The 25217-nt window shown below is 71.9% G+C and carries 23 protein-coding genes; 15 read left to right on the forward strand and 8 right to left on the reverse strand.

Annotated features, from left to right (window positions below; all coding sequences use genetic code 11):
* Nucleotides 1-56: 56 nt before the first annotated feature.
* The 7 genes from AB0N81_RS04145 to AB0N81_RS04175 all read left to right on the forward strand — a co-directional run bounded on the left by AB0N81_RS04145 (nt 57) and on the right by AB0N81_RS04175 (nt 4632).
* Nucleotides 57-1514, forward strand: coding sequence for an aldehyde dehydrogenase family protein (locus tag AB0N81_RS04145; protein WP_365355673.1), 1458 nt, complete (start codon nt 57-59; stop codon nt 1512-1514).
* A 94-nt stretch (nt 1515-1608) separates the two neighbouring features.
* Entirely contained in the window at nt 1609-1800 is a 192-nt protein-coding gene (locus tag AB0N81_RS04150; RefSeq protein ID WP_365355455.1) for a hypothetical protein, read from the forward strand.
* Nucleotides 1801-1804: 4 nt separating this feature from the next.
* Nucleotides 1805-1975: a hypothetical protein gene (locus AB0N81_RS04155; RefSeq protein ID WP_365355457.1), complete on the forward strand. Its 171-nt coding sequence runs from the start codon at nt 1805-1807 to the stop codon at nt 1973-1975.
* Between the two features lie 180 nt (nt 1976-2155).
* Nucleotides 2156-2914 carry a hypothetical protein gene (locus tag AB0N81_RS04160; protein WP_365355458.1) on the forward strand — a complete coding sequence of 253 codons (759 nt, stop codon included), beginning with the start codon at nt 2156-2158 and terminating at the stop codon, nt 2912-2914.
* An 8-nt stretch (nt 2915-2922) separates the two neighbouring features.
* The gene (locus tag AB0N81_RS04165; RefSeq protein ID WP_365355460.1) at nt 2923-3336 is read left to right on the forward strand and encodes a hypothetical protein; all 414 of its coding nucleotides are present in this window, start codon (nt 2923-2925) and stop codon (nt 3334-3336) included.
* A complete protein-coding gene (locus AB0N81_RS04170; RefSeq protein ID WP_365355462.1) occupies nt 3323-3955 on the forward strand; it encodes a hypothetical protein in 633 nt (210 codons plus the stop codon). The genes AB0N81_RS04165 and AB0N81_RS04170 overlap by 14 nt, the downstream gene beginning before the upstream one ends.
* 44 nt (nt 3956-3999) lie before the next feature.
* Nucleotides 4000-4632 (forward strand): hypothetical protein, encoded by a 633-nt coding sequence (locus AB0N81_RS04175; protein ID WP_365355463.1) that lies wholly within the window; start codon nt 4000-4002, stop codon nt 4630-4632.
* Between the two features lie 21 nt (nt 4633-4653).
* Here the strand turns inward: AB0N81_RS04175 and AB0N81_RS04180 are convergent, their stop codons facing one another.
* Nucleotides 4654-6204, reverse strand: coding sequence for a CehA/McbA family metallohydrolase (locus AB0N81_RS04180; RefSeq protein WP_365355464.1), 1551 nt, complete (start codon nt 6202-6204; stop codon nt 4654-4656).
* 207 nt (nt 6205-6411) lie between these two features.
* Between AB0N81_RS04180 and AB0N81_RS04185 the strand changes: the two genes are divergently transcribed.
* The 3 genes from AB0N81_RS04185 to AB0N81_RS04195 are packed head-to-tail and all read left to right on the forward strand — an operon-like array spanning nt 6412 to nt 9220.
* A complete protein-coding gene (locus tag AB0N81_RS04185; RefSeq protein ID WP_365355466.1) occupies nt 6412-7866 on the forward strand; it encodes a hypothetical protein in 1455 nt (484 codons plus the stop codon).
* Nucleotides 7863-8447, forward strand: a complete 585-nt coding sequence (locus AB0N81_RS04190; RefSeq protein ID WP_365355467.1) for a hypothetical protein — start codon at nt 7863-7865, stop codon at nt 8445-8447. Before AB0N81_RS04185 ends, AB0N81_RS04190 begins: the two co-directional genes overlap by 4 nt.
* Before the next feature lie 26 nt (nt 8448-8473).
* The gene (locus AB0N81_RS04195; RefSeq protein ID WP_365355468.1) at nt 8474-9220 is read left to right on the forward strand and encodes an ATP-binding cassette domain-containing protein; all 747 of its coding nucleotides are present in this window, start codon (nt 8474-8476) and stop codon (nt 9218-9220) included.
* 4 nt (nt 9221-9224) lie between these two features.
* Here AB0N81_RS04195 and AB0N81_RS04200 read toward each other — a convergent pair whose 3' ends face one another.
* A complete protein-coding gene (locus AB0N81_RS04200; RefSeq protein ID WP_365355470.1) occupies nt 9225-9575 on the reverse strand; it encodes an antibiotic biosynthesis monooxygenase family protein in 351 nt (116 codons plus the stop codon).
* A 9-nt stretch (nt 9576-9584) separates the two neighbouring features.
* A complete protein-coding gene (locus AB0N81_RS04205; protein ID WP_365355472.1) occupies nt 9585-10064 on the reverse strand; it encodes an ankyrin repeat domain-containing protein in 480 nt (159 codons plus the stop codon).
* Between the two features lie 153 nt (nt 10065-10217).
* On the opposite strand from AB0N81_RS04205, the gene AB0N81_RS04210 reads away from it, so the two are divergent.
* Complete coding sequence (locus tag AB0N81_RS04210) at nt 10218-11081, forward strand: TIGR03619 family F420-dependent LLM class oxidoreductase (protein ID WP_365355474.1); 864 nt, start codon at nt 10218-10220, stop codon at nt 11079-11081.
* 166 nt (nt 11082-11247) lie between these two features.
* The gene (locus AB0N81_RS04215; RefSeq protein WP_365355475.1) at nt 11248-13845 is read left to right on the forward strand and encodes a bifunctional FO biosynthesis protein CofGH; all 2598 of its coding nucleotides are present in this window, start codon (nt 11248-11250) and stop codon (nt 13843-13845) included.
* A gap of 195 nt (nt 13846-14040) precedes the next feature.
* Here AB0N81_RS04215 and AB0N81_RS04220 read toward each other — a convergent pair whose 3' ends face one another.
* The 3 genes from AB0N81_RS04220 to AB0N81_RS04230 form a co-directional block, all read right to left on the reverse strand.
* Entirely contained in the window at nt 14041-15474 is a 1434-nt protein-coding gene (locus AB0N81_RS04220; RefSeq protein ID WP_365355675.1) for an esterase, read from the reverse strand.
* A gap of 14 nt (nt 15475-15488) precedes the next feature.
* Nucleotides 15489-16895, reverse strand: coding sequence for an FG-GAP-like repeat-containing protein (locus AB0N81_RS04225; RefSeq protein ID WP_365355477.1), 1407 nt, complete (start codon nt 16893-16895; stop codon nt 15489-15491).
* Between the two features lie 125 nt (nt 16896-17020).
* Entirely contained in the window at nt 17021-18451 is a 1431-nt protein-coding gene (locus AB0N81_RS04230) for an FG-GAP-like repeat-containing protein (RefSeq protein ID WP_365355479.1), read from the reverse strand.
* A 226-nt stretch (nt 18452-18677) separates the two neighbouring features.
* Here AB0N81_RS04230 and AB0N81_RS04235 point away from each other — a divergent pair, with 226 nt between their 5' ends.
* The gene (locus AB0N81_RS04235; protein WP_365355481.1) at nt 18678-21089 is read left to right on the forward strand and encodes a tetratricopeptide repeat protein; all 2412 of its coding nucleotides are present in this window, start codon (nt 18678-18680) and stop codon (nt 21087-21089) included.
* On the opposite strand, the gene AB0N81_RS04240 is transcribed toward AB0N81_RS04235, so the two are convergent.
* Nucleotides 21031-21621, reverse strand: coding sequence for a hypothetical protein (locus AB0N81_RS04240; protein ID WP_365355483.1), 591 nt, complete (start codon nt 21619-21621; stop codon nt 21031-21033). The genes AB0N81_RS04235 and AB0N81_RS04240 overlap by 59 nt on opposite strands.
* Nucleotides 21622-21931: 310 nt before the next feature.
* Here AB0N81_RS04240 and AB0N81_RS04245 point away from each other — a divergent pair, with 310 nt between their 5' ends.
* Nucleotides 21932-23050, forward strand: coding sequence for an ADP-ribosylglycohydrolase family protein (locus tag AB0N81_RS04245; RefSeq protein ID WP_365355485.1), 1119 nt, complete (start codon nt 21932-21934; stop codon nt 23048-23050).
* A gap of 6 nt (nt 23051-23056) precedes the next feature.
* On the opposite strand, the gene AB0N81_RS04250 is transcribed toward AB0N81_RS04245, so the two are convergent.
* On the reverse strand, nt 23057-23485 hold the full coding sequence (locus tag AB0N81_RS04250; protein ID WP_365355487.1) for a MarR family transcriptional regulator: 429 nt from the start codon (nt 23483-23485) through the stop codon (nt 23057-23059).
* A gap of 150 nt (nt 23486-23635) precedes the next feature.
* Here AB0N81_RS04250 and AB0N81_RS04255 point away from each other — a divergent pair, with 150 nt between their 5' ends.
* Nucleotides 23636-25144, forward strand: coding sequence for an MFS transporter (locus tag AB0N81_RS04255; RefSeq protein ID WP_365355489.1), 1509 nt, complete (start codon nt 23636-23638; stop codon nt 25142-25144).
* The last annotated feature ends 73 nt before the right edge of the window (nt 25145-25217 follow it).

Consider the following 25217-nt stretch of genomic DNA (forward strand, 5'->3'; position numbering starts at 1 on the left):
AGGCCCAGCAGCCCCGACAGCCCCAGCAGGCCCGGCAGCCCCGGCGGGCCCGGCGGCTGTTCATCGGCGGCGAGTGGACCGAGCCCGACCGCGGTCACCACGAGGTCGTGAACCCGGCCACCGAGCAGGTCGTCGGGCTCGCACCCGAAGCGAGCGCCGAGCAGGTCCGCGCTGCGGCGTCGGCGGCCCGCGACGCCTTCGCGACCTGGTCGCGCACGGCGCCCGAGGAGCGCGCGCGGGTGCTCTCACGTGCCGCCTCGATCATGCGGCGCGACGCCGCCGAGCACACGGAACTGGCACGGGCCGAGACCGGCGCCACGACCGCGACGGCACGCGGCATGCAGGTGGCGGTGGCCGTCGCGCGATTCGAGCGGTACGCGAAGGGGGCCCTGGAGCCGGTCGAGTCGGGGCTCCCGCCGCAGATCAACGAGGCGGGGCCCATGGGGCGGGCGGGTGTCATGGGGGCCCTTGCGGTCCGCAGGCCGGTCGGCGTCGTCACCTGCATCACCTCCTACAACAACCCGTGGGCCAACCCCGCGGGCAAGGTGGCGCCCGCCCTCGCGATGGGCAACACCGTCGTCGTGAAGCCCGCGCCGCAGGACCCGCTGTCGGTGTACGCGATGGCGGCGGCACTGGAGGAGGCGGGCGTCCCGCCGGGCGTCGTCAACGTGGTCTCCGGCACCGACGTGTCCGTCGGCGAGGCGGCCGTCGCATCCCCGGACGTCGACATGGTGAGCTTCACAGGATCGACGGCCGTCGGCGAACGCATCGGCGAGGTGTGCGGCCGCCACATGAAGCGGCAGCTGATGGAGCTGGGCGGCAAGGGCGCGGCGATCGTCCTCGACGACGCGGACCTGGACGCGGCGGTGGCGGGCATCGGCACGACGTTCTCCTTCTACAGCGGGCAGATCTGTACGGCACCGACCCGCGTCATCGCCCAACGGGGCGTGTACGAACGGCTGTTGGAGAAACTGGCCGTCTACGCCGGCTACCTGAAGGTCGGTGATCCGGCCGAACAGGGCACCGTCGTCGGCCCGGTCATCTCCGCCGCGCACCGCGACCGCATCGAGGCGTACGTCGAGGACGGCCGCAAGGAGGGCGCGCGGGTCGTCGTGGGCGGCGAGCGACCGGCCTTCTCGAAGGGCTTCTACGTCGCACCGACCCTCCTGGCCGACTGCACGCCCGGCATGCGGGTGGTCCGCGAGGAGATCTTCGGCCCGGTCGTGGTCGTCGTCCCCTTCGACGCCGACAGCCCCGAGGAGGCGGAGGAGACAGCGATCACCCTCGCCGACGACAGCGACTACGGCCTCATCGACTACGTCTGGTCCGGCGACGTCGCCCGCGCCTTCCGCGTGGCCCGCCGCCTGCGCGCGGGCGGCGTCGGCGTCAACACGATCGGCCGCAACATGGAGGCCCCGTTCGGCGGCTTCAAGAAGAGCGGGGTGGGCCGGGACGTGGGTTCGTACGCCCTGCACGCGTACAGCGAACTGCAGTCGCTCGTCTGGCCGGGGTGAAGGGCGCGGCAGTGGTAGCCGCGCACTATGCCCCACTTTATCGCACAGGGGGCTCAAGAAGACCTTCGAGGACATCGAGAACCGCCGGGACGACATGAAAGAGCACTGGGGCTCCGGTGCCGTCGCCGGGGCCATGGAGGACTTCGTCGACAACTGGGACGACTACCGCACCAAGCTCATCGAGTCCATCGAATCGGTCGGCAAGCTCGTGACCGGCAGCAAGAAGGCATTCGAGGACCTCGACGAGAAGCTGGCCAAGACGGGCAAGAAGCAGCAGAAGAAGTGACGCCATGACACCGACATCCAAGCGCCGGCCGGTGGACTGGCAGCCGCTGTGCGAGAAGCTCCGGGACCAGGCGAAGAACCTCAAGGCGATCGGCGACGACGAAACGCTCAAGGGCAAGTACGTGAAGTTGTCCCGGTCACCGGTGACGATGTGCAGACGGGTCCGGTACGACTGAAGGCGATCGTCGGCGGGACCGGTGCCACTGGGAGACGCATCCGGGTCGTCCTTGCCCTCCGAGCCGGACTCCTTGGTCTGGTGCAGGATCTTGTCGGCGTTGCTCTGGAAGTCCTCCAGCTCGTTCGACCACTTGGTCAGGTGGCCGTGCACACGCTCATACCGCCCGGCCACCTCCCGCATGTGCTTCTCCAGCGTCGAGGACTCCTCGCGCAGGAATGCGGACCTGATCAAGGCCTTCATGGACGCTCTCGGCTTGAACATGGTCGTCCTCGGTATCGCAGGGCTCACGATCGTACTGAGACTCCTGCTGGTGGCATCCGGTGATGCCAGTTGGACGGATGTCGCCTTCGACGTCGTGGGCGGGCTGCTGGTGGTGGGTGGCCTCGGGGCCGCCGCGAAGCTCGCACGCGGCGCCAAGGCCACCGTGGGTGCCGCTCAGGGCGCCCGGACCGCCGGCCTGAGCCGAGGGCTCAGCGGCGTCAAGAGTGTCCTGGACGACACGGGGCGGATGATGACCAAAATGCCGCAAGGACCGGGGCGGCAGGCCCTGGGAGCGGCCCGCAACGCGATGCGCAAGTCCATCTCCCAGAATGTCGGCCTGGTGGCCAAGGGCCCGCTGAGAGTCAGCCCGTTGTCGACGCTGGCGCACCTCGGCGACAAGGAGATGGCCGGCATGGCGAAGATGCTGAAGGCGAACAAGGCCACCTTCCCGGAGGCCGCCGGGGCCGCCGCGGACAAGGCGTACAAGTCCTACCAGGCGGGCCTCGGCGTCGCGTGGGCCGGCATGGGGATGGACATCACGGACAAGGCGCTGGGGAAGAGCGACCTGACAAGCTTGACCGAGGAGAAGTTCGGAAGCGGCGAGAAGCCGTACAACCAGGGGTATTCCGACTGGAAGGACAACACCCTGAAGCCCGCCCCCGACACCCACTGGTGAGGACGACCATGGACCTGTACTCGGCGCAACGCATTGCCGAGGCCGAAGCCGGCCGCACCGGAATCGGCACCGGCCCCAACCGGCGGCTCCGGCTGACGCTGATCATCGGCATGCCGCTGTTCCTGCCGGTCCTGGGGATCATGATCCTGGTGCCGAAGTCCCTGATGAACGATGTGCTCCACGTCTATGAGGCCGGGATCGTCGGCTGCCTCCTGCACTACGTCTGGGTGTTCGCGAAGTACCCCCGCCATGCGGGCCGCCCGCCCTACCTCACCCGGGATCTGGCCATGGGCGGCGGATTCTTCCTGCCCTCGCTGTTCTTCGGCTTCTGGCCGGGCATGATCGCCGCCCCGGCGTGGGCGCTCTTCGTAGGCGTTGCCTATGCCGTGGAAGTGACGCGGGGGCGCAATGACCACCGCTGAGCAACGCCGGACCCCGAACGGCTTCAACCTGGTGCCGCCGCCCGGCTGGGACGTGATTCCGCTGCGCACGGGTACCCAGGAGGCGATGGACCGCATCGTCCGCAAGGCGGTCAGGCAACTTCCCGCCGGGTTTCCCAAGGACGACATCCCGAAAGCCCGGCTGAAGCTCCTTCAGGAGATGAAGAAGGTCGTACGGCGAGCCGGCGCCAAGGGTGGCATGACCCTCTACCTCCCCACCGAGCGCCTCCACGGCGTCGCGCTGCCCGTCTCGATCGTGGCCTCCGAACCGATCGAGATTCCGAGGGTCAGGCCCGGGAGCGGCCCTGAAGCGGTCCTGGCGGCGCTCGCCTCAGAGACCCCCGGTGCCGAGATGCGAGAGCTTGACGACACCGCGGCCCTGCGCTCGGAGCGAGATGTACCCGCCGACGCGGCCCAGGGCGTCGACGTCGCTCACCGTCGGGTCGAGTACTTTGTGCCGGTCCCGGACAGCACTCCTGACCAGTACCTCACTTTCTCCTTCAGCGCGCTGATCGCGCCCGGCTCGGATCCCGCCTTCTACGACACCCTCGTGGAGCTGTTCGACGCCGTCATGAGCACTTTCCGCTGGAGTTACACCTGAGCGCCTCCCTCCGCCTGTCCATGCCCTGACGAAAGAGACCGCTCATGTCCGACGGCACCCTGTGGAGCGCCGACCTCGGTGCCCCGCTCCACATCGACACGGATGCCAACCCCGACCTCTGGGGCTACCTCCACCTCCAGATCGGCAAGAAGACCTTCAAGGAATGGCTCGACCTGCACTTGACCGGCCTGGCCACCATCCAAGGCGTCGAACTCACCCGCAAACTCCGCCGTTTCCACAGAAGCTTCTACGAGCAGACGATCGTCACCCTCAGGGACAAGCTCCAGGCCGACGAGGCGTTCGTCTATCACCCCGTCCCGCTGACCTATATGCCGCTGGTGGTGCACGCCACCCGTATTCACTGCGACGCCCGTGACGCGGCCTCCTGTGAGGGAGCCGCCGCGCTCACGGTGCCGCATGCGGAGATCCCCGAGTGGCAGCAGCGGAGCGGCAGCGTTCCGTTCGCCTCTCCGTACCTCGGTGCGGACGGGGTCCGGGTCGTCCGCTCCTACCCTGCCGACAGTTCCGTCATGATGACCTCGGTGTCGTACCACTGGCACACTCCGGCCGGTCTCCCCGATGTCCTGCTCCGTGGGCACCACGACGATCCGGAGTTGATCGCCGCGGCGATGGAGCCACTGGACGACTTCGCGCGGACGCTCAGGCTTCCCGGGTAGGGGGCCCGCGGGGCCCGCGTGTCAGTCGCCCAAGAAGATCGGGTTCGTGAACGCGCACAGGGGGCCCGGGAGGCCCGGTGTCGTCGGGGCGTGGCGGACCTCCGCCCGTACGTACGCCGCGTACGACGCCGTCGTGCGCCACTCCAGGGTGCCTGTGCCGGAGGCGGGGAGGGCGGGGCCCGTGTGCAGGACTCCCTGGTCGGTGACGAAGCGGGGCGTGCAGCCGGGGGCGCCCTTCACCTCCAGGCGGACCGTGACCGGGGCGTCGCGGTCGACGTCCAGGCGGCCGCCGATGCCCGCGTGCCTGCCCCTGCCGCCCGCCGCCGAGAACGCGAGCTCGACGGACTTCGACTCGGCGACGTAGGAACGGCCGCGCCGGATGCCGTCCTGGATGGCCTCGCGGGTCAGGTCGTCGGCGAGGACGACGGTCTGCGGGCCGCCGATGCGGTCGGGGTCGCGGTGCGCGTCGCTGTTGCCCATGGCGGGAATCCATGGTCTGCCCCCGCCGCGTACGGACGCGACGAGCATGCTGTCCCAGTCGGCGAGGGAGACCTCGTCGTCGGGCGTGTACGCGCCGTTCCACACCTCGACCGCGTCCGCCTCGCCGAAGCCGAACTTCCAGTTGCAGCCTACGCAGGTGGCGTGCGGGTGGGCGGGGACGACGAGGCCGCCCGCGTCGCGGATCCTGCGGGCGTACTTGCCGAAGCGGTTGTCGCGGGCGCGGTAGCGCCAGTCGACGAACGTGCCGGGGTCCGTGCCGAGGGCGACCAGGTGGCCGTTGCGCGTCGTCACCTCCTCGCCGAGGAGGATCAGCAGGTCGTCGCCCGCCTCCGCCGCCCAGTGGGCGTGCGCGGAGTGCGTGTTGTGCTCGGAGCTGTTGATGAAGTCGAGGCCCGCCGCACGGGCCAGGGCGGCGATCTCGGCGAGGGTGCGCCTGCCGTCGGAGTGCACGGAGTGGAGGTGGCAGTCGCCGCGGTACCAGGCGCGCCCGCGGCCCTTGGCGCGCTCCGGCGGGTAGACGGGCTTGGGGGTGCGGCCAGGTGCCCCGTAGGTGAGGGTGATCGTCACCTCGTAGGGGAGGCCGTCGGGGGCGACCGTGTACGGGCCGAGTGCGATGTGCCAGGTGCCCGCGCGGACCCGGCCCGGGATGTAGCCGGGCGTCGCGTCGTCGGCGCGGATGAAGAACTCGGTGCGGGCGCCGCCGGACCAGCCGCGGAAGCCCTTGCCGCCGAGCTCCGTGCCGCGCTCGTCGAAGACGCCGATGTCGAGGGCGTTGCCCTGGGTGCCGGGCGGCACGGTCGGCTTCTGGTAGGTGTACGAGGCGCGGAACTCGCGTACCCCGTCCGGCACTTCGACCGGCAGGTACACGAAGTCGGGCGAGCCGGTGGGCAGCGTGCCGCGCACCGTTCTCGTCTCCTTGCTCCCCGGCGCCCTGTCCCGCGCGGGAGCGCGCCCCTCGGCGCCGCTGGCGAAGCTCACGCTGCCCAACGTAAGCGCGGCGGCGGCCCCCGTCACGAACAGTCCGCGCCGGTTCGGCCCGCGTGTCTCCGGCTGGTGTACGTCCTCGCACATGCTGCGGCTCCCCAGGGTGTCGGTGGTGACGTGGGTGGTGCGTGCAACCCTGGTATTGAGCCGTGAACTGTGCGGCAAGGGAAGACGAGTGACGGATTTCCACCCGGTGGCCGAGGGTCTCACCTGAGAGCAACGGTCCGGACTTTGGCGCTCCGCCCAGTGAAGCGGGTTACGGGGACGGGCACGCCGCAGTGTCAATCCTTGTGCGTGAGGGAACCGAGCGACGACACCTCTCCCGGCCACGCGGACGAGAACAAGACGAGCAACGGCCGGTGGCACAACCCGGCCAGCGGAAATCGCTTCTCCCAGGTCGAAGAGATCGGAGCCGGTTTCGTGAGACCTCTTGCTCGATGGCGCACCAGCGGCGCCCTGTGGCTTGCGCCCGTGTGCCTGGCCCTGGTCCTGCTGTACTTCAAGAACATGCATGAGGACCCCGGCTATACGGACCTGCTGGACGGTCCCACGTGGGCGCCCTCGCTGGTGGCCCAGGCGCTGGATGCCTACTACTGGTTCGCCTATGCCGTGGCTGCCGCTCTGGGGGCCTGGGAGGCGGGGCGGCTGAAGAAGGACCAGGTGTGGTCGCTGGCCCCGGCCCGGTCCCGGTACCGCGTCGCCGCTGAGGCATTGTGGCCCGGCGTCCTGGTCGGCTGGACGGTGCTGTTGCTGCCCGTGGCCATGGCGCTGGTGGAGGCGGGGGTGTGGCCCACACTCGGCGCGTTGCCCTTGCTGGGCATGGGCCTGTTCCTCGTCTGTGCGCACACGGTGATCGGCTTCGCCGTGGGCCTGCGGGTGCACCGGGCGGTCTCGGCGCCACTGCTCGCCGCCGCGGTGCTCTACCTCGTCGGCTGGTCGGCGTCCGACGGCCGGCGGATGTGGCCACGACACCTCTCCGGTCAGTACACCGAGGGGCTCCTGTTCGGGGAGCTCGTCCCTTTCACCAGCTTGTGGCCGCACCTGTTGTTCGCCGGGTCCCTCGCCGGCTTCTGCGTCCTTTCATGGGCCGCGGCGGCAACCAGCCGGACGACCCGTATCGCCTTGCGGGGCACGGCGTGCGGCATGGCCCTCGCGGTGATGGCCGGTTGCGTGGCCCATGTGCACTCCTGGGGAGCTGTCGGCCCTCTGTCGGCGAACAACGCGCCGCTGGACTGCACGGGCAGCCGGCCAAGAGTGTGCGTGCCCGAGGCCGCCGACGCCGACTTGAAGGGGCTGCGGCAGGACGTCACGAGCACGGTCTTCGCGCTGCGAGAGGCCGGGGTCGGAGCGCGCATGCCGGATGCGGTCCACGACACCCTCGCCGCTGGGCGGGCCAGCACGCGCTCCAGCCGCCAGGAGTGGTGGCTGCCGCTGTCCGAGGCGGCCCACCCGGAGACGGTCCGCTTGAGCGTCGTGCTCAAGTCGGTCCGCTTTCCCTGTGCGCGTACTGATGAGGTCAATTCCCGGTCGGCAGTCCTTTGGGCCGCCACGGTGGCAGGTGCCGGCCGGCGCTATCTGGCCTGGCAGCAGCAGGAGTTGCAGCAGTTCCAGAACCCGGGTGACGTGCTGGCCGTCATGAAGCGCCGGGTCTCCAGAGCACGCGCTCTGACCCCGGCCGAGCAGACCGTCTGGTACCAGCGGGAACTGCGCAAGGCGTGCGACAACGCGGGCAAGGACGTACAGCCGTGATCTGGTGGTTCAAAGCCCGACGCGTCGCGGTCGTGCTGGTGCCGTGCCTGGCTGTCTTCGCCGTACTCGTCGCCGGGTTCCACGGCGTCGCGGTGGAGTTCCCGTCACTGCTGGTCGGCGGCTCCAACGACTTCCTGGTCATGCTCCTCGCCCCTGTACCGGTCACGTCGGGGCTGCTGTTGAGCCTCACCGCCCGCTTGGTGGAAGGCGAAGCCGCCGCGTGGCGGCCGGTCTCCCGCTACGACACCGCCCTGATCCTCGCGACGGGCACCTTCGCCGTCATGCTGGGCGCCCTGATCGGGCAGCTGTCCGGCAGTGACGACGCCTGGTCGACGGGCCGCAACACGCTCTTCCTGACCGGCTTGATGCTCCTGGCCCACACCGTCGTGCCCCAGGGAGCGGTGGCCGTCCCCGTCGGGTGGATCTTCACGGTCGTTCTCGTCGGCTTCGACCAGTTCCACCGTCCCTACGTGTGGACGGTACTGCCCCGGCCTCCCGCGGACCTTCCGGCCCTGACCGCCGCACTGATCACCTTCGCCGCGGGGCTGGCCGTACACGCCCGCCACCGGCCTCGCCCCTAGTCCGCTCGTAAGGAAGTCCCTCTGTCATGCCGATCCAGCTCGAAGAGTGCACCTTCGCCTACGGGCGCAGAAAGCCCCCGGTCCTCGACCGGCTGTCCTACACCGTCCCCGACGGCTTTACCGTCCTGCTCGGCCCCAACGGCGCAGGGAAGTCGACCCTGCTCAAGCTCGCCGCCGGAGTCACCCTGCCCGCGAAAGGACGCGTGCGCCTGGACGGCCTCGGCTCACACCGCCGGGAGTACAGGAAGCGCGTGGCGTGGATGCCGCAGTCCATCACGGCCATGACCGGCCTCACCGCACGCGAACAGGTCGCCTACACCGGCTGGCTCAAGGGCATGAACCGCTCCGACGCCTGGACCGCCGCGCACAAGGCCCTCGCCCGGGTCGAACTGGCGGACCGGGCCGACCTGAAGGCCAGACACCTCTCCGGCGGCCAGCTCCGCCGTGTCGGTGTCGCCTCCGCACTCGTCCACGACGCCACCGTGCTCCTCCTGGACGAGCCGACCGCCGGAATGGACCCCACGCAGCGTCGCGTCTTCCGCGACCTGATCCTGACCCTCGCCACCGCGGAAGTACGGGTGCTGATGTCCACGCACGACGTCGGGGACCTGGCGGAGGAAGCCCACTACGTCACCGTGCTCACCGACGGGCGCGTCAACTTCTCCGGCGCCACCGGGGACTTCCTGGGCCGAGCCCCGGCAGAGGTCCCCGAGGGACGCCGGGCCGAAGCCGCGTACACCACCGTGTCCGCCTCCCGCACCACGTCGGGCTGACGGCCTAAGGCGCCGTCAGCTCCACCACCACGTCGTACACCGCCGCGTTCGGCGTGACCGGGTGGGCGGTCTGCTCGCGGGCCGCCTGCGTGCGGGAGGTGAAAGCCGGGTCGGCCGTGGCCGCTTCCCATGCCTCGCGGGTCTCCCAGTGGGAGACGTTGACGAGCTGGAAGCGGGAGTCCGTGGAGCGGGCGCGGTGCATGCGGGAGTCGATGAAGCCGGGCTTGTCCCGCATGAGGCGGGCCCGCTCCTCCCACTTCGCCACGAACGCGTCGACGTCGTCGGCCTCGATCTCGAAGACGTTGATGAATGTGACGGGCGAGTCGGGTGTACCTGTGCTCTCCTCGGTGACCATGCGGGCAGCCTAACCAGTGGCCTCCGCCGTCTCCGCCGTCTCCGCCGTCTCCGCCGTCTCTGTCGTCTCCGTCGCGCCCGCCGCCAGCAGCGCCGCCTCCGTCTCCGGGTGCGGGCCCGAGGCGCCCTGGCGGGCCCAGCGCAGCGGCGTGCCGCCCGTGCCGTGGTCCTCGCGGAGGTTCGGGTCGGCGCCGTGGGCGAGGAGTTCGCGGACCGTGTCGACGTGGCCCCAGGCGGCGGCCCCGCACAGCGGCGTGCCGTCGGTGGGCCCGCAGCTCTCGGTGTCGGGCCGGGCGCCCGCCCGCAGCAGGACCGCCACGGTGTCGGCGGCGCCGTGCACCGACGCGGCGTACAGGGGCGTCGTGCCGTCGCCGTCGGGGAGTTCGGGGTCGGCTCCGGCGCGCAGCAGGGAGCGGACCGTGCCCGTGACGCCGAGCGACGCGGCGTACACGAGCTCCCTGGTCAGCTTCTTCTGCCGTCGTCTCTTCACGCGCGTCAGGTTAATGAGCGCACGGGCATGGACCAACCGACTTTCCGGGGGTAGGAAGAGGGCCCGGCCCGACAGTCCGCCGACCCGACAGTCCGCCACCTCGACAGTTCGCCGCCCCGACAGTCCGCCGACCCGACCCTCCCGGAGGGCTCCGTGCGCATCTCCGCGACGCTCCACATGACCGACAGGACGATCACCCCGATACGCCTGGCCCAGGAACTGGAGCGGCGCGGCTTCGCCGGGCTCTATCTGCCCGAGCACACCCACATCCCGGTCCCGCGCGAGACGCCCTACCCGGGCGGTGAGCTGCCGCCCGAATGCGCCCGCATGCTCAGCCCCTTCGTCGCCCTCGCGCAGGCCGCCGCCGTCACCGGACGCATCGCCCTCGGCACGAACATCGCCCTCGTCGCCCAGCACGACCCCATCGACCTCGCGAAGCAGATCGCGACCCTCGACCACCTCTCCGGCGGCCGCGTCACCCTCGGCATCGGCTACGGCTGGAACCGTGAGGAGGCCGAGGACCACGGCGTTCCGTGGCCGCGGCGCCGGGAGGTCGTGCGGGACCGGATGGCGGTCATGCGGGCGCTGTGGGCGGACCGCCCGAAGGCGTACGAGAGCGAGTTCGGCGCCGTACGGGCCAGCGAGGTCCATCCGAAGCCGCGGCGGGTGCCGAGGAAACGGCCCGCGAAGGGCCCGCTGTTCGGGCCGCGCACGCTCATCGGCGGCGCCGCGGGTCCTGGCCTGTTCGCGCACATCACGGAGTACGCGGACGGCTGGATGCCCATCGGCGGCAGCGGCCTGCGCGAGGCGCTGCCCGCGCTCAGGTCCGCGTGGACGGACGCGGGGCGCGGCGCCGACGACTTGTATGTGGCGGTGACGGCGGTCGAACCGGACCCGGGCAAGCTCGCGTACTACGAAGAGCTGGGCGTGGACGAGGTGATCGTGCAGCTGCCACCGGGCGGGGAGGCGGAGGTGTGCGCGGCGCTCGACGGGCTCGGACGGTACGTGGCCCCGTGACAGCTGTCTGCCATGCGGACGGAAGCAGCGGAAGCAGCGGAAGTACCGGAAGCAGCGGAAGCAGCGGAAGCAGCGGAAGTACCGGAACCAGCGAAAGCAGCGGAAGTACCGGAAGCAGCGGAAGTATCTGGAAGAGGCAGGTGTTTTCGCTCGTATGCTCGGAGACATGACCAACAGCGCGCAGCCCACGGAGGCCGGACGACCCACCGCGAACGCCATGCGGCGCGCGCTCAGGAGGGCCAGGGACGGCGTCGCGCTCGACGTGACGGAAGCCGCGGTCCTGCTGCAGGCGCGCGGCGCGGACCTCGACGACCTCACCGCGTCGGCGGCCCGGGTGCGGGACGCGGGGCTCGACGCGGCGGGCCGGCCGGGCGTCATCACGTACTCGAAGAGCGTGTTCATCCCGCTCACCCGGCTCTGCCGCGACAAGTGCCACTACTGCACCTTCGCGACCGTCCCGGGCAAGCTGCGCCGGGACGGCCACGGCATGTTCATGTCCCCGGATGAGGTTCTGGACATCGCGCGGCGCGGCGCCGAACTCGGCTGCAAGGAAGCCCTCATCACCCTCGGCGACAAGCCGGAGGACCGCTGGCCCGAGGCCCGCGAGTGGCTGGAGGCCGAGGGGTACGACGACACCATCGCGTACGTCCGTGCCATCTCGATCCGCATCCTGGAGGAGACGGGCCTGCTCCCGCACCTCAACCCGGGCGTCATGACCTGGACGGACTTCCAGCGGCTGAAGCCCGTCGCGCCCAGCATGGGCATGATGCTGGAGACGACGTCGGAGCGGCTGTGGAGCGAGCCGGGGCAGCCGCACCACGGCTCCCCGGACAAGGAACCCGCTGTGCGGCTGCGGGTCCTGGAGGACGCGGGGCGTTCGTCCGTCCCCTTCACCAGCGGGCTGCTCATCGGGATCGGCGAGACGTACGAGGAGCGGGCCGACTCGCTGTTCGCGCTGCGCCGCGTGGCGCGCTCGTACCACGGCGTCCAGGAACTGATCATCCAGAACTTCCGCGCCAAGCCGGACACGGCGATGCGCGGCATGCCCGACGCGGAGATCGACGACCTGGTCGCCACGATCGCCGTCGCCCGCCACATCATGGGCCCGGCGGGGAATCTGCAGGCGCCGCCGAACCTCATCGCCGGTGAGTACGAGCGGCTGATCGGCGCCGGCATCGACGACTGGGGCGGCGTCTCGCCGGTCACGATCGACCACGTCAACCCCGAGAAGCCGTGGCCCCAGGTGGAGGAGCTCGCCGAGCGGTCGGCGGCCGCGGGCTTCCGCCTCGCCGAACGGCTCTGCGTCTACCCGGAGTTCGTCCAGCGCGGCGAGCCCTGGCTCGACCCGCGCCTCCTGCCGCACCTGCGGGCCCTCGCCGACCCCGAGACCGGCCTCGCACGGCCCGACGCGGTGGTCGAGGGCCACCCCTGGCAGGAGCCCGACGAGGGGTACGTCGCCTCCTCCGGCCGCACCGACCTGCACCGCACCATCGACACGGACGGCCGCACCTCCGACCGGCGCGACGACTTCGACGAGGTGTACGGCGACTGGGAGGCCCTGCGCGAGCAGGCCGCGCCCGGCATGGTGCCGTCCCGCATCGACGGAGACGTACGCGCGGCCCTGAAGCAGGCCGCCGACGATCCGACGAAGCTCACCGACGACGAGGCGCTCGCGCTGCTGCACGCCGACGGGCCCGCGCTCGACGCGCTGTGCGGCATCGCGGACGACATCCGTAAAACGGTCAACGGCGACGACGTCACGTACATCGTCACGCGCAACATCAACTTCACCAACGTCTGCTACACCGGCTGCCGCTTCTGCGCCTTCGCGCAGCGCAGGACGGACGCCGACGCGTACACGCTCTCCCTCGACCAGGTCGCCGACCGGGCCGCGCAGGCCTGGGACGTCGGCGCCGTCGAGGTGTGCATGCAGGGCGGCATCCACCCCGACCTGCCGGGCACCGCCTACTTCGACATCGCGCGGGCCGTGAAGGAGCGCGTGCCGGGCATGCACGTGCACGCCTTCTCGCCCATGGAGGCCGTCAACGGTGCGACCCGCACCGGCCTCTCGATCCGCGAGTGGCTCACCGCCGCCAAGGAGGCCGGGCTCGACTCCATCCCGGGGACGGCCGCCGAGATCCTCGACGACGAGGTGCGGTGGGTCCTCACCAAGGGCAAGCTGCCGACCGCCACGTGGATCGAGGTCGTCAAGACCGCGCACGAGCTCGGCATCCGCTCCTCCTCCACGATGATGTACGGCCACGTGGACCAGCCCCGGCACTGGCTCGGCCACTTCCGTACGCTGGCGGGCATCCAGCAGGAGACCGGTGGCTTCACGGAGTTCGTGACGCTGCCCTTCATCCACACGAACGCGCCCGTCTACCTGGCGGGCATCGCCCGTCCCGGCCCGACCACCCGCGACAACCGCGCGGTGACGGCGATGGCGCGCGTGCTTCTCCACCCTCACATCCCCAACATCCAGACCAGCTGGGTGAAGCTCGGCCAGGAGGGCGCCGCCGAGATGCTCCGCTCCGGCGCGAACGACCTCGGCGGCACACTGATGGAAGAGACCATCTCCCGTATGGCGGGCTCCAGTTACGGGTCGTACCGGTCCGTCGAGGACCTCGTCGCCATCGCGGACGCGGCGGGCCGCCCCGCGAAACCGCGCACGACCCTGTACGGGGAGGTGCCGGAGGAGCGGCAACGGGCGGCACTGGCTTCGGACGGGCATCTGCCGGAGCTGCTGCCGGTGGTCGAGAGCTGAGAGCCGAGACGGGAGCCCCGGGGGCCGGCCTGGGCCCGGGGCTCCCTGAGGGGCGCGGGGAACTGCACGATCAGCCCGAGCGAACCCGCAGTCGAGCTCCCGGCGGAACCCGCAGTCGGACTCTCAGCGGAACCCGCAGTCTCGAAGTCTCAGCGAACCCACAGCCGAACTCTCAACGAACCCCCAGCCGAAGTCTCAGCCGGGAAAGCCCCCACCGAAGTACGTCCCGGGCCACTCGCTCAGCCTGCCGTCCGTGCCCCGCTCGGGCGCACCGAGCGTCGCCGGCCCGAAGGAGGCCGCACCCCGCGCGACGGGCCCCGACGGCGCACCCCGCAGCACCCACACCGCCCCCGAGTCCCGGTGCGCGCCGTCCTCCCCGGCCGCGCCCACCACCAGCTCGGGCCGCCCGTCACCCGTCAGGTCGGCGAGCCGCAGCGCCCCGCCGAAGCGGTCACCGTGCTCGCCCGTGCCCGGGACGCCGGGCGTCTCCTGGCCGAAGAAGCCCGCGCCCGTGCCCGTGAGGCCGGAGCGCGAGCCGCGCAGGAGCACCACGCCCCCCTTGCCGCCACCCCTGCCGGGGACACCGACCGCGAGGTCCGCCCGCCGGTCGCCGTCGACGTCGCCCGCGGCGAGCGCGGCACCGAATTCGTCGCCGGGGGCGGCGACACCGGGGACGCCCGCGGTGTCCAGGTCGACGAGGGTCCCTTCGCCCTTCGGACCCGCCGGTGAGCCGCGCAGCACGCGGATCTCGCCCTTGAACTGGTCCAGGCCCTCCGCGACCCGGCCGATCTCGCGCACGACGAGATCGCCGTACCCGTCGCCGTCGACGTCGCCCACGACGCCGTCGCCGTTGTAGGTGCGCAGTTCCACCGGTTCGCGGGCGAGCCCCTTCGAACGGCCCTGGAAGAAGTAACCGCGGTTCTGCATCTCCTCGAAGCCCTGGCCGGTGACCACGTCGTCGCGGCCGTCGCCGGTGAGGTCGCCGACGGTGACGGTGCGGGGCACCTGCTGGTCGCCGAAGGACGACCGCGGCTTGGGGACCGTCCTGTCCGGCTTGCCGTCCCGGCCGAACGGGCCGTACCGCACGGTCAGATCCGCCGCCAGCAGGTCCGCGTGGCCGTCCCCGTCGAAGTCACCGCCCCGCACCCCGCCCGCGGGCAGCCGGCTCCCGGTGGTGAGGCCGTCGGCCGAGCCCCACAGGACGGTGCGGCCCGTCGCGAGGTCGGTGAAGCCGTCGCCGTCGAGGTCGCGGGCGACGGCGTCGGCGCCGAACTGTTCTTCTCGCGCGGCGAGTTCGCCGAGCCGGCCCTTCGCCGTACGGTCGACGACCTGCGCGCGCCGGATGTCGGGCCCCGCCCGCCCGCCGTACACGACCGACACGGAGCCCGCCCGCCGCACACCGCCGACGGTGCTGAGCGGAGCGGGGACGGCCAGGTCCGCGTGGCCGTCCCCGTCGAAGTCGGTGACGATCCGCTTGCCGCGCGCCGGGGCGTGGCCCTCGTCGACCCCGGTGTCCCGGCCGAACACGACGCCGGCCGCGATCAGCGCCACGAACGCGACGGCTGCCCACCAGGGCCACGAGGGCCACCTGGGCCACCCGGTCCACCGGTGGCGGCGCGGGCCACGCATCGTCACCGAGTTCCTCAGCGAGCCAGGAAGTCCCCGAAGCGGACGCCCTTGTCGACGGCGCCGAGCGCGGCCGGGCCGAAGGACGTGATGCCCGTGACGGTCAGGCCGCTCGCGGAGCCGCGCAGGTGCCAGGCGGCGCCCGAGTCCGCGTACGCGCCGTCCTCCAGGGGAGCGGTCACGGTCAGGTCGGCCTTGCCGTCCTTGTTGGTGTCGGAGAGCAGGACCTGGCCGCCGAACTTGTCGTTCTTCTCGGAGGCGCCCGGGACACCGGCCTTGGACTGGTCGAAGGCCTGCGAGCCAGTGCCGGTCAGGCCGGTGCGGGAGCCCTTGAGGAGGACGACGCTGCCGGCGTCCGCGACCGACTCGATGTCCTCGCCGGGGACGCCGACGGCGACGTCCGCGTAGCCGTCGCCGTTCACGTCGCCCGCGCTGATGGAGGAGCCGAACTCGTCGCCGTCCTCACCGACGCCGGGGACGCCCGCGGTGTCCTGGGTGATCTTCGTGCTGCGGTCCGAGAGGCCGGACGCCGAGCCGTAGCGGACGAGGACCGTGCCCTTCTGGTACGGCATGTCCTCGAAGCTGTCGCCGATGTCACGGGTGACGAAGTCGCCGTAGCCGTCACCGTCGACGTCCGCGACCGCGCCGCCGACGGAGGGCGCGAGCTTCTGCGAGGTGGTGGCCACCCCGTCCTTGCCGCCCTTCCAGAGCTGGCTCTTGTGCGCCATCTCCTCGAAGCCGTGGCTGGTGACGATGTCGTCGGCGCCGTCGCCGGTCACGTCGCCCGTGACGAAGTCGCCGGGGCCGAACGTCTGGCTCGTGACGATCTGCTGGGTGCTCGCGGCCTTGCCGTCCCGCTTGAACGGGCCGTACGCGATGGTCATGCCCTGGTCGTCGTTGTCCATCGGGTCCTCGGGCTCCGGGTACTCGGCCGTGACCAGGTCCCGCTTGCCGTCGCCGTTGAAGTCACCGGCGGTGACGCCCGCGCCGTTCGAGGCCAGTTCGGCGGTGCCCTCGCCGGTGAGGCCCTGGGCGGAGCCCCACAGGACGACGGACTTGCCGCCGCCGTTGACGACGAGGTCGGTGTAGCCGTCGCCGTCGAGGTCGGCGGCGGCCGTCTGGTTGCCGAACCGGTCGCCGTTCTCCGGGGTGCCGGGGACGCCGGGAGTGGCGCGGGTGATGGTCTTCGCGTGCGCGGTGTCGGGGCCCGACGGCGTGCCGTAGACGATCGAGACCTGGCCGGGCGCGGTGGCGTCGGGCCCGCCCGCAGCGGAGATGGCGAGGTCGGCGTAACCGTCGTGGTTGAAGTCGGTGACGGGGGCCTTCGGCGGCAGGGGTGCCGCCGCGGCGGCACCGGCGGTGGCGAGGGCGATCGGGGCCGCGAGCGAGGCGACGGCCACGGCGGCTATGAGAGAGCGGCGCACTGATAACTCCAGAGAGATCGTGTTCAAGTGGTCTGTTCGGTCTGTTCGGTCTGCTTGGTCTGTTCGGTCTGTTTGGTCTGTCGGTCCGGTGACCGAATGTCGGTGGTCGGGTGGTGCGGTGGTGGTCAGCTGCCGAGCAGCAGACCGAACTTGGCGTCCTTCTCGGGGGCGCCGAGCTTCACCGGGCTGAGCGTGCTCGCGCCGGTGGTGGTCAGGCCGCCCGTGGAGCCGTAGAGGTTCCACAGGGCGCCCGAGTCCGTGTGGGTGCCGTCCTCGCCGGGAGCCGTGGCGGTCAGGTCGGCCCTGCCGTCCTTGTTCAGGTCGGTGAGCGCCACCTTGCGGCCGAAGTCGTCGCCGGTCTCGGAGACGCCGGGCACTCCGGCGGTGGACTGGTTGTAGGCGACCGCGCCCTTGCCGGTCATGCCGCCTTCGGCCTTGGAGGCGCCCTTGAGGAGGACGACCGCGCCGGTGCCGGTGCTCGCGTCGAGGCTCTCGCCGGGGACGCCGACGGCGACCTCGGCCCTGCCGTCGCCGTTCACGTCGCCCGCGCTGAGGGAGGCGCCGAACGCGTCGTTCTCCTCACTGGCCCCCGGGACGCCCGCCGTGGCCTGGGTGATGACCTTCTTGCGGGCGTCGGTCGGCCCGTTCGAGCTGCCGTACTGGATCGTGATGCTGCCCGGGACGGAGTCGATGACCTCGGTGACGGAGCCGATGTCGCGGGTGATCAGGTCGCCGTACCCGTCGCCGTCGACGTCGCCGACCGTGCCGCTGTACGCCGTGCCAAGCGTCTTGGCGGTGTGGCCGACACCGCTCCTGCCGCCCTTCCAGAAGCGGGCGTCGTGCGTCATCTCCTCGAAGCCGTGCGTGGTGACGATGTCGTCGACGCCGTCGCCCGTCATGTCGCCGGTGATGAAGGAGGCCAGACCGGAGGGGCCGTCGTCCGTGGTGATGCTGTCCTTGGACGCGGGCTTGCCGTCGCGGGTGAACGGGCCGTACTGGATGGTCATCCCGGAGACGTCGGGGTCGTCGCTCGGGTCGTCGTTGACGACCAGGTCGCGCTTGCCGTCGCCGTTGAAGTCACCCGTGGCGAACTCGGAGTTGCGGTAAGGCAGGAGGGTGTTCTTGCCGGTCAGGCCGTCCTTGGAACCCCACAGGACGGTCGCCTTGTTGCCGCTGTCGTCGCCGCCGGTCACGAGCAGGTCGGTGTACGTGTCGCCGTCCAGGTCGGCGGGGAGCGTCTGGTAGCCGAAGGCGTACGTGCCGGCGAGCTCGCCCGGGACACCCGGCGTGGCCCGGCTGATGAGCTGGTGGCCCTTGGTGCCGGGCCCGGAGGCGGTGCCGTACACGACGGAGACGTAGCCCGCCTTCTCCACGCCGTCGACGGTGCCGTCCGGCGCGGCGACCGCGAGATCGGCGTACCCGTCGTGGTTGAAGTCGGTCACCGGGGTGCGGGGCGGCTGCGGGGCGGCCACCGCCGTACCGGAGGTGGCGGAGACCGCGAGCGGGGCTGCCAGCGCGGCCACGGCGATGGCACTGATGAGTGTGCGGCGGGGCACGGGTCCTCCTGTCGGGAACTGCTGTGACGTAACGGGAGACGACATCTCGAGAGCGAAGGTTGTACACCGCATGAACTCCGTTACGTGATCCGGACGTTCGGCGGATGACCGCCACTGTTCACCTCCCGCCACGCGCGGATACGTGAGACTGAGGGCGGGCCGTGGAGCACGGGAGGGGCGGGCCGTGGAGTACGGGAGGGGCGGGATGGCGCGGACGAGGGTGTCGATGCAGGAGCTCATCCGGCGCAGGCGGCGGGCAGGCTTCGTGGGGCGGCGCGAGGAGCTCCGGCTCTTCAGGGAGAACTTCGAGGTGCCGCCCGAGGACGAACGGCACCGCTTCCTCTTCCACGTGCACGGCCCGGCGGGCGTCGGCAAGACCTCGCTCGTGCGCGAGATGGCCCAACTCGCCACGGATCTCGGTGCCCTGACCGCCTACGTGGACGACGGGGCGCAGGACATTCCTTCCGCCCTCGCCGAGATCGCCGCGCAATGCGCCCAGCAGGGGCGGACCTTGAAGTCCCTGGAGCGCGCCCTCGCCCAGCACCGGCAGCGCGCCCACGAGGCCGTCGTGGCCGCCGCCCGCGAACCCGCCGAGCCCGACATGCCCTCGACGGGCAGCGCGGCCATGGCGCGGGCGGGCGTCGTCGGGCTCGGCATGGTGCCGGTCGTCGGTGCCCTCGCGGGCGCCGTCGACGCGGACCGGCTCGCGCTCGGCGCGGACCGGCTGCGGGCCCGCTTCCGCAGCCAGGAGGACGCCCGCCTCGTCCTGGAACCGGAGCGCGTGCTGACGCCCGTGCTCCTCGACGAGCTGGCCGGCGCGGCGGACACCGTGCCGTGGCTCGTGCTGCTCTTCGACACGTACGAGCGGACGGCGCCGTTCCTCGACCGCTGGCTGTACGACGTGATGACGACGGACCGGTACGGCGAACTCCCCGCCTGCGTCGTCGTGGTGACCGCGGGGCAGCGGCCCCTCGACCCGGACCGCTGGGACGGCGCCGCGGACTTCGCCGCCGAACTGCCGCTGCGGCCCTTCACGGAGAGCGAGGCGCGCGGCCTCCTCGCCGCGAAGGGTGTCACCGAGGAACCCGTCGTCGCCGAGGTCCTCCGTCTTTCGGGGCGGCTGCCCGTCCTCGTCTCCACCCTCGCCGAGACGGGCCCCGCGGCGCCCGACGACGTCGGCGACCCCAGCGCCACGGCCGTGGAGCGCTTCCTGAAGTGGGAACCGGACCCGGTGCGGCGCACGGCCGCCCTGGACTGCGCGCTGCCGAGGCGCCTCGACGAGGAGATCGTGCGGGCCGCCGCCGGCGGGGGCGGCGACGGACCGGCGGAGCTGTACGCGTGGCTGCGCACCATGCCGTTCGTGCGGGCCGACCGCAGGGGCGCCGCCCGCTACCACGACGTCGTACGCGCCCCGATGCTGCGCCTGCGCCGCAACACCGCGCCACAGCTGTGGAGTTCGGGCCACACGCGGCTCGCAGAGCTGTACGGGCGACGGCGCGGCGCGCTGGAGGATGAGTTCCGTGGCACGCCGGGCCGCCCCTGGACGCGGCCGGAGTGGCGTGCGCTGCGCGTCGAGGAGCTGTACCACTCGCTGTGCGCGGGGCCGCGCGCCGCACTGCCCGGCGCGCTGCGCGAGGGCATCGACGCCTGCCGCGGGGGCACGGCGGTGGCCCGCGAGTGGGCGCGGGCGGTGACCGACGCCGCCGAGGACACGGGCGCGGACCACCTGCGGTCCTGGTCCGACGACTGCCGGGCCGCCTTCACCGACGAACGCCTGGGCGCACTCCAGGTATTGGAGCTGTTCCTCTCCCGTGCGGGGCTCGACGACGCGGGCCGCGTCGCCGCGTACAACGCGCACGGCCTGCGCCTCTTCCACCTCGGCAGGCTGCGCGAGGCCATCGCCGACCACGAGCGTGCCGTCGCCCTCGACCCCGGCGACCCGTGGGGCCACCACGGCCTGGCCATCACCTGCCGGGCCCTGGGCGAACACGAGACGGCGCTCCGGCACCTGGCCGCGGCCGACGAGGTGGTGCCGGGCGCGGAGTGGGTGGCACGGGACCGCGGGGAGACGTACCGCCGCATGGGCCGCCCGGACGAGGCCCTGCCCTGGCTGGACCGGGCGCACGCCATCGACCCGCGGGAGCCGCTGACCCTGGGCAGCCGCGGCCAGGCCAAGTTCGTCCTCGGCCGCCCCCGCGAAGCCCTGGACGACCTGGACCGCGCGATCGACCTGTGGCCCGAATACGCCTGGGCGCTGGCCCGCAGAGCCCGCGTCCGACAGGCCCTCGGCGACCTGCCCGGCGCCCTCGCCGACCTCGACCGCGTCCACGAACTCGCCCCGGACGCGCCGGGTGCCCACGGCGACCGGGGCGACATCCTGCGCTTCGCGGACCGCCACGAGGAAGCCGTCGCCGCATACGACACGGCACTCGCCCTCGACCCCGGCTACGCGTGGGCATGGGGCAGCAGAGCCCTGTCCCTGGAGGCCCTGAACCTCGTACAGGAGGCACTGGCCTCCCTCGACGAGGCGCTGCGGGCCGATCCGGACTACGCGTGGGCGCGGGAGCAGAAGGAGCGCCTCACCGCCCCGGGCGCCAGAACGTCAGACCGTCCGTCGGCGTCCCCGCGCGCCACTTGACGAACTCCTCGTACGTACGCACTCCGTGGTCCATGACCGCCTGGTACACCCACACCCCGGGCAGCGGCTCGCCCCGTTCGGCCGCGCCCTCCTTGACGGCGAGGACGGCGTCGCGGGTCCCGTCGGTGAGTGCCGCGCGCACCGGGGCGACCAGGTCGGCGGCGCGGGGGCCCGGGTGGTCGTGGGCGAGCAGCCACATGTCGATCTGCCAGGTCCCGCCGGACGGCGCCTCGTAGTCGAGCCGCCAGTACAGGCCCTGGTCGTCCAGGTCGAGGGCGTTGGCGAACCGCATCCCGCGTACGCCGGGCAGCTCCGCGCACGGCGCGAGCGCGGCGAAGCCCTGCGCCACGGACGGCGCGTCGCAGTAGATCTCCAGGTCGATGTCGGGCTCGACGACCAGGTCCAGGGCGACGGAGCCGACCAGGACGGGGTCGCCGAACGGCTGCCAGCGTTCGGTGAGCCGCAAGGCGTCGAGTATGCGCAGGGCGGTGGAGCGGCGGTCTCGGGCGCGCGCGGCGCGGAAGGTGTCCATCGGAGGGATTCTAGGAAGCGGGAACGGCAGGGACATCGGGGTTTCGTAGCGACTGCGAAGCTCCCGTGAACGTCGTCCAAAAGCGACCTCAGGGGCAACTCTTCGCATACCACTTGGCGCCTGAAGCGATCGTTCCCGTTCGATTACAGTGCTGCGCAGTCGCAATCGGTCGAGGCACGACCGCCGAGGTGCGACGAGGCACGTCGTCGCACGTCAAGGCACGTTGTCGTACGTCAAGGCACCTCGTCGTACGTCAAGGCACGTTGTCGTACGTCACCGCACATCAGTCACTGCACGGAGGGAGGCCCGCGTGGGTACCGCAGCGGCCACCGGTGTCTGGGGCCGCGCCGAGCAGCAGGACTTCCGCAGCCGGGTGCGCGGCACTCTTCTCGGCGCCGCCGTCGGCGACGCCCTGGGCGCGCCCGTGGCCCGTCTGTCCCTCGACGCGATCCGCGAGGCGCACGGCGCCGACGGGCTCACCGAGCCGGCCCCGGCGTACGGCCGCCGGGGTGCCGTGACCGCCGCCACCCAGCTCACCCTCTTCACCGTCGACGGGCTCATACGCGCCCAGGTGCGGCGCGACACCGGCGCCTGGCACCCGCCGACCGACCTGCACCGCGCCTACCGCCGCTGGGCCGCCACCCAGAGCGACTGGGGCCCGGACGAGCGGCGCAAGGAGGACGGCTGGCTGGCCCGCGAGGAGTGGCTGTACACGCGGCGCGACCCGTCCCGCGCCTGCCTCGTCGGACTCGGCGACCAGACGATGGGCACCCTCGACGCCCCGAAGAACCCCGACGACCGCGGCCCCGAGGCCGCCGTCAGGGCCGCGCCCATCGGCCTCCTCGTCGGCTGGGAGCCGCAACTCGTCCTGCAGCTCGCCGTCGAGTCCGCCGTCCAGACGCACGGCCACCCCACCGCCCACCTCACGGCGGGCGCCCACGCCGTCATCGTGCACGGTCTCGCCCGCGGGGAGTCCCTCGACGGCGCGATCCAGCGGTGCCTGGCCCTCCTCGCCACCCGGCCCGGACATCCGCCCGTGACGGACGCGCTCCGGCACGCGCTGGGCGCCGTACGGCAGGGCATGCCGACGCCCGCGCGCGTGGAGGAACTCCTCACGGAAGGGACGGCCGAGGGCGCGCTGGCCGCCGCCGTGTACTGCGCCCTGGTCGGCGAGGACATCCGGCACGGGCTGCGGCTCGCCGTCAACCACGGCGGCCCTTCGGCGGACTGCGGCGCGCTCTGCGGGGCGCTGCTCGGCGCGCTGCACGGGGAGACCGCGCTGCCGCCGGGGTGGCTCACGGAGCTGGAGGGCAGGCCCACCGTTCTGGAGCTGGCGGACGACTTCGCGATGGAGATGACGCAGGGGCCGGCGCTGCACGGTCCCGCGCTCTCGTCGCCCGGCTGGCTGGCCCGCTACCCGCGCGCCTGACCAGCCCTACCGGCCGGGCTCGAAGGTGCGGCTCAGCAGGTCGTGCAGGGTGGCGCGCTCGGTTTCGTCCAGCGCGGCGAGGCCGGCCTGCGTGGTGTGCATGTTGGCGCGGATCGCGTCGACGGCCCGCTCGCCCTCGGGGGTCAGGACCACGTTCTTCACCCGGCGGTCCGTGGGGCTCGGCTCCCGGTGCACGAGGCCGCGCTTCTCCAGACGGTCGATGATGCCCGTCACGTTCGAGGCGTCGCACGACAGCGTCCGGGCGAGCTCCCGCATCGCGGCGGGCCGCCGGCGCAGCACGCTCAGCGTCTTGCCCTGGCTCGCGGTGAGGTTCTCACGCGCCGCGGCCTCCGTGAAGTCTCCGTAATAGGCACCGAGGGAGACCGCCAGCAGCTCCATGAGCTGAGCCGTGTCGACGCGGGGAGTTCCAGACATGTGAGCCACCTTACGCCATGAAACTTGACGATCTCAAATATTGAGGCTTACCTTCTTGTACGTTACTTGACGTACTCAAGTATCGAGATTCTTAAGTAGTCGGGCGGCCCGTCGGGCAGCCGGTTCGAGCAGTCGGAAGAAGAAGTCACCGTGTTCCACGCACAGCACGCGGCCCCGCCGAGACCCACCGGACAGACCGCCGTCGTCCTGGTGCTCGGGCTCGCCGCCATGGTCGTCTCGATGATGCAGACCCTGGTCGTCCCGATCCTGTCGATCATCCAGAACGACCTCAACGCCACCACCGCCGGCGTCAGCTGGGTGACCACCGCCACCCTCCTCTCGGCCGCCGTCTTCACACCGCTGCTCGGCCGCTTCGGCGACATGCACGGCAAGAAGCCCACCCTCATCGGGGTGCTGCTCGTGATGATCGCGGGCTCCGTGCTCGCCGCCACCACGTCCTCCCTGACCTGGCTCATCGTCGGCCGGATCATGCAGGGCGCCGCCACCGCGATCTTCCCGCTGGCCCTCTCCGTGCTCCGCGAGGAGATCAGGCCGGCCAAGCTGCCCGGAGCGATGGCGCTGGTCAGCGGCACCCTGGCGTTCGGCAGCGGCCTCGCCCTGGTCGGCGCGGGCCTGCTGACCCAGGGCGCCGACCCCGACTACCACCGGGTCTTCTGGCTCGCGGTCGTCCTCGCCGTGGTGGCGCTCGTCGGCGTCGTGTTCGCCGTCCCCGCCTCGCGCTCGAAGACCGGTGGCCGGACCGACTGGCTGGGCGCGGGCACGCTGGCGCTGCTCCTCGTCCTGCTGCTCCTGCCGATCTCGCAGGGCCACGAGTGGGGCTGGACCTCCGGCCGCACCCTCGGCGCCTTCGCGGGCGCGGTCGTCATGGCGGCCGTGTGGGTCCTGACCGAGCTGAAGGTGAAGGAGCCGATGGTCGACATGAAGATGTTCGCCCACCGGCCGGTCCTCTTCACCAACCTGGCCGGACTGCTGCTCGGCTTCGCGATGTTCGCCCAGTTCATCGGCGTCTCGTACCTCGTGCAGATGCCCGAGGACGTGGCCGGGTACGGCTTCGGCGCCTCGGTGCTCGGCGCCTCCGTCGTCTACCTCCTGCCGACCACGATCGTCTCGCTCCTCGGCGCCCAGTTCGGCGGCATCCTGGTCCGCCGGATCGGCGCCCGCCTCACCCTCGCCACCGGCGCCGCCTTCGGCGTGATCGGCTTCGCCTGGCTGACCCTGGCGCACGGCACCAGCGCCTCCGTCATCGGCGCGGGCATGGTCATCGGCCTGGCCATCAGCTTCGGCTACGCCTCGATGCCCGCGCTCATCGTGGCCAGCGTCCCGGCCCACCAGACGGGCATCGCCAACGGCATCAACTCGATCTCCCGCTCGGTCGGCAGCGCCGTCGCGAGCGCGATGATCACCTCGCTGCTCGCCTCGAAGACCATCGCGCTGCCGGAGGGGATGCCCGCCCTGCCGCAGGAGAGCCAGTTCACGCTGAGCTTCGCCATCGCGGGTGCGGCTTTCGTCCTGGTCGTGGCGGTGTCCCTGGCCGGCCTCACCGCCCAGCACGCCCCGCGTACGCCGCCGCTGCGAAAGCTCGCAGAGTCCACCCCTCCGACGGCCCCGGCGGCGGCACCGGAACGCGCCGGGGTCTGAGCGCCCCTTAAGGGGCGCGGAGAACGGCGCGAGCAACCACAGAAGAGCCGCAGTCGCGTCTGCCGGGTTCTCC

The sequence above is a fragment of the Streptomyces sp. NPDC093510 genome (genome assembly GCF_040683555.1).
In the GTDB taxonomy this organism is placed as follows: domain Bacteria; phylum Actinomycetota; class Actinomycetes; order Streptomycetales; family Streptomycetaceae; genus Streptomyces.

What these genes read in the sequence shown, in the direction of transcription:
- AB0N81_RS04150 (WP_365355455.1), top strand. Translation starts at nt 1,609, where the DNA reads ATGAAAGAGCACTGGGGCTCCGGTGCCGTCGCCGGGGCCATGGAGGAC.
- AB0N81_RS04155 (WP_365355457.1), top strand. Translation starts at nt 1,805, where the DNA reads ATGACACCGACATCCAAGCGCCGGCCGGTGGACTGGCAGCCGCTGTGC.
- AB0N81_RS04160 (WP_365355458.1), top strand. Translation starts at nt 2,156, where the DNA reads ATGTGCTTCTCCAGCGTCGAGGACTCCTCGCGCAGGAATGCGGACCTG.
- AB0N81_RS04165 (WP_365355460.1), top strand. Translation starts at nt 2,923, where the DNA reads ATGGACCTGTACTCGGCGCAACGCATTGCCGAGGCCGAAGCCGGCCGC.
- AB0N81_RS04170 (WP_365355462.1), top strand. Translation starts at nt 3,323, where the DNA reads ATGACCACCGCTGAGCAACGCCGGACCCCGAACGGCTTCAACCTGGTG.
- AB0N81_RS04175 (WP_365355463.1), top strand. Translation starts at nt 4,000, where the DNA reads ATGTCCGACGGCACCCTGTGGAGCGCCGACCTCGGTGCCCCGCTCCAC.
- AB0N81_RS04180 (WP_365355464.1), bottom strand. Translation starts at nt 6,204, where the DNA reads ATGTGCGAGGACGTACACCAGCCGGAGACACGCGGGCCGAACCGGCGC.
- AB0N81_RS04195 (WP_365355468.1), top strand. Translation starts at nt 8,474, where the DNA reads ATGCCGATCCAGCTCGAAGAGTGCACCTTCGCCTACGGGCGCAGAAAG.
- AB0N81_RS04200 (WP_365355470.1), bottom strand. Translation starts at nt 9,575, where the DNA reads ATGGTCACCGAGGAGAGCACAGGTACACCCGACTCGCCCGTCACATTC.
- AB0N81_RS04215 (WP_365355475.1), top strand. Translation starts at nt 11,248, where the DNA reads ATGACCAACAGCGCGCAGCCCACGGAGGCCGGACGACCCACCGCGAAC.
- AB0N81_RS04220 (WP_365355675.1), bottom strand. Translation starts at nt 15,474, where the DNA reads ATGCGTGGCCCGCGCCGCCACCGGTGGACCGGGTGGCCCAGGTGGCCC.
- AB0N81_RS04235 (WP_365355481.1), top strand. Translation starts at nt 18,678, where the DNA reads ATGCAGGAGCTCATCCGGCGCAGGCGGCGGGCAGGCTTCGTGGGGCGG.
- AB0N81_RS04240 (WP_365355483.1), bottom strand. Translation starts at nt 21,621, where the DNA reads ATGGACACCTTCCGCGCCGCGCGCGCCCGAGACCGCCGCTCCACCGCC.
- AB0N81_RS04250 (WP_365355487.1), bottom strand. Translation starts at nt 23,485, where the DNA reads ATGTCTGGAACTCCCCGCGTCGACACGGCTCAGCTCATGGAGCTGCTG.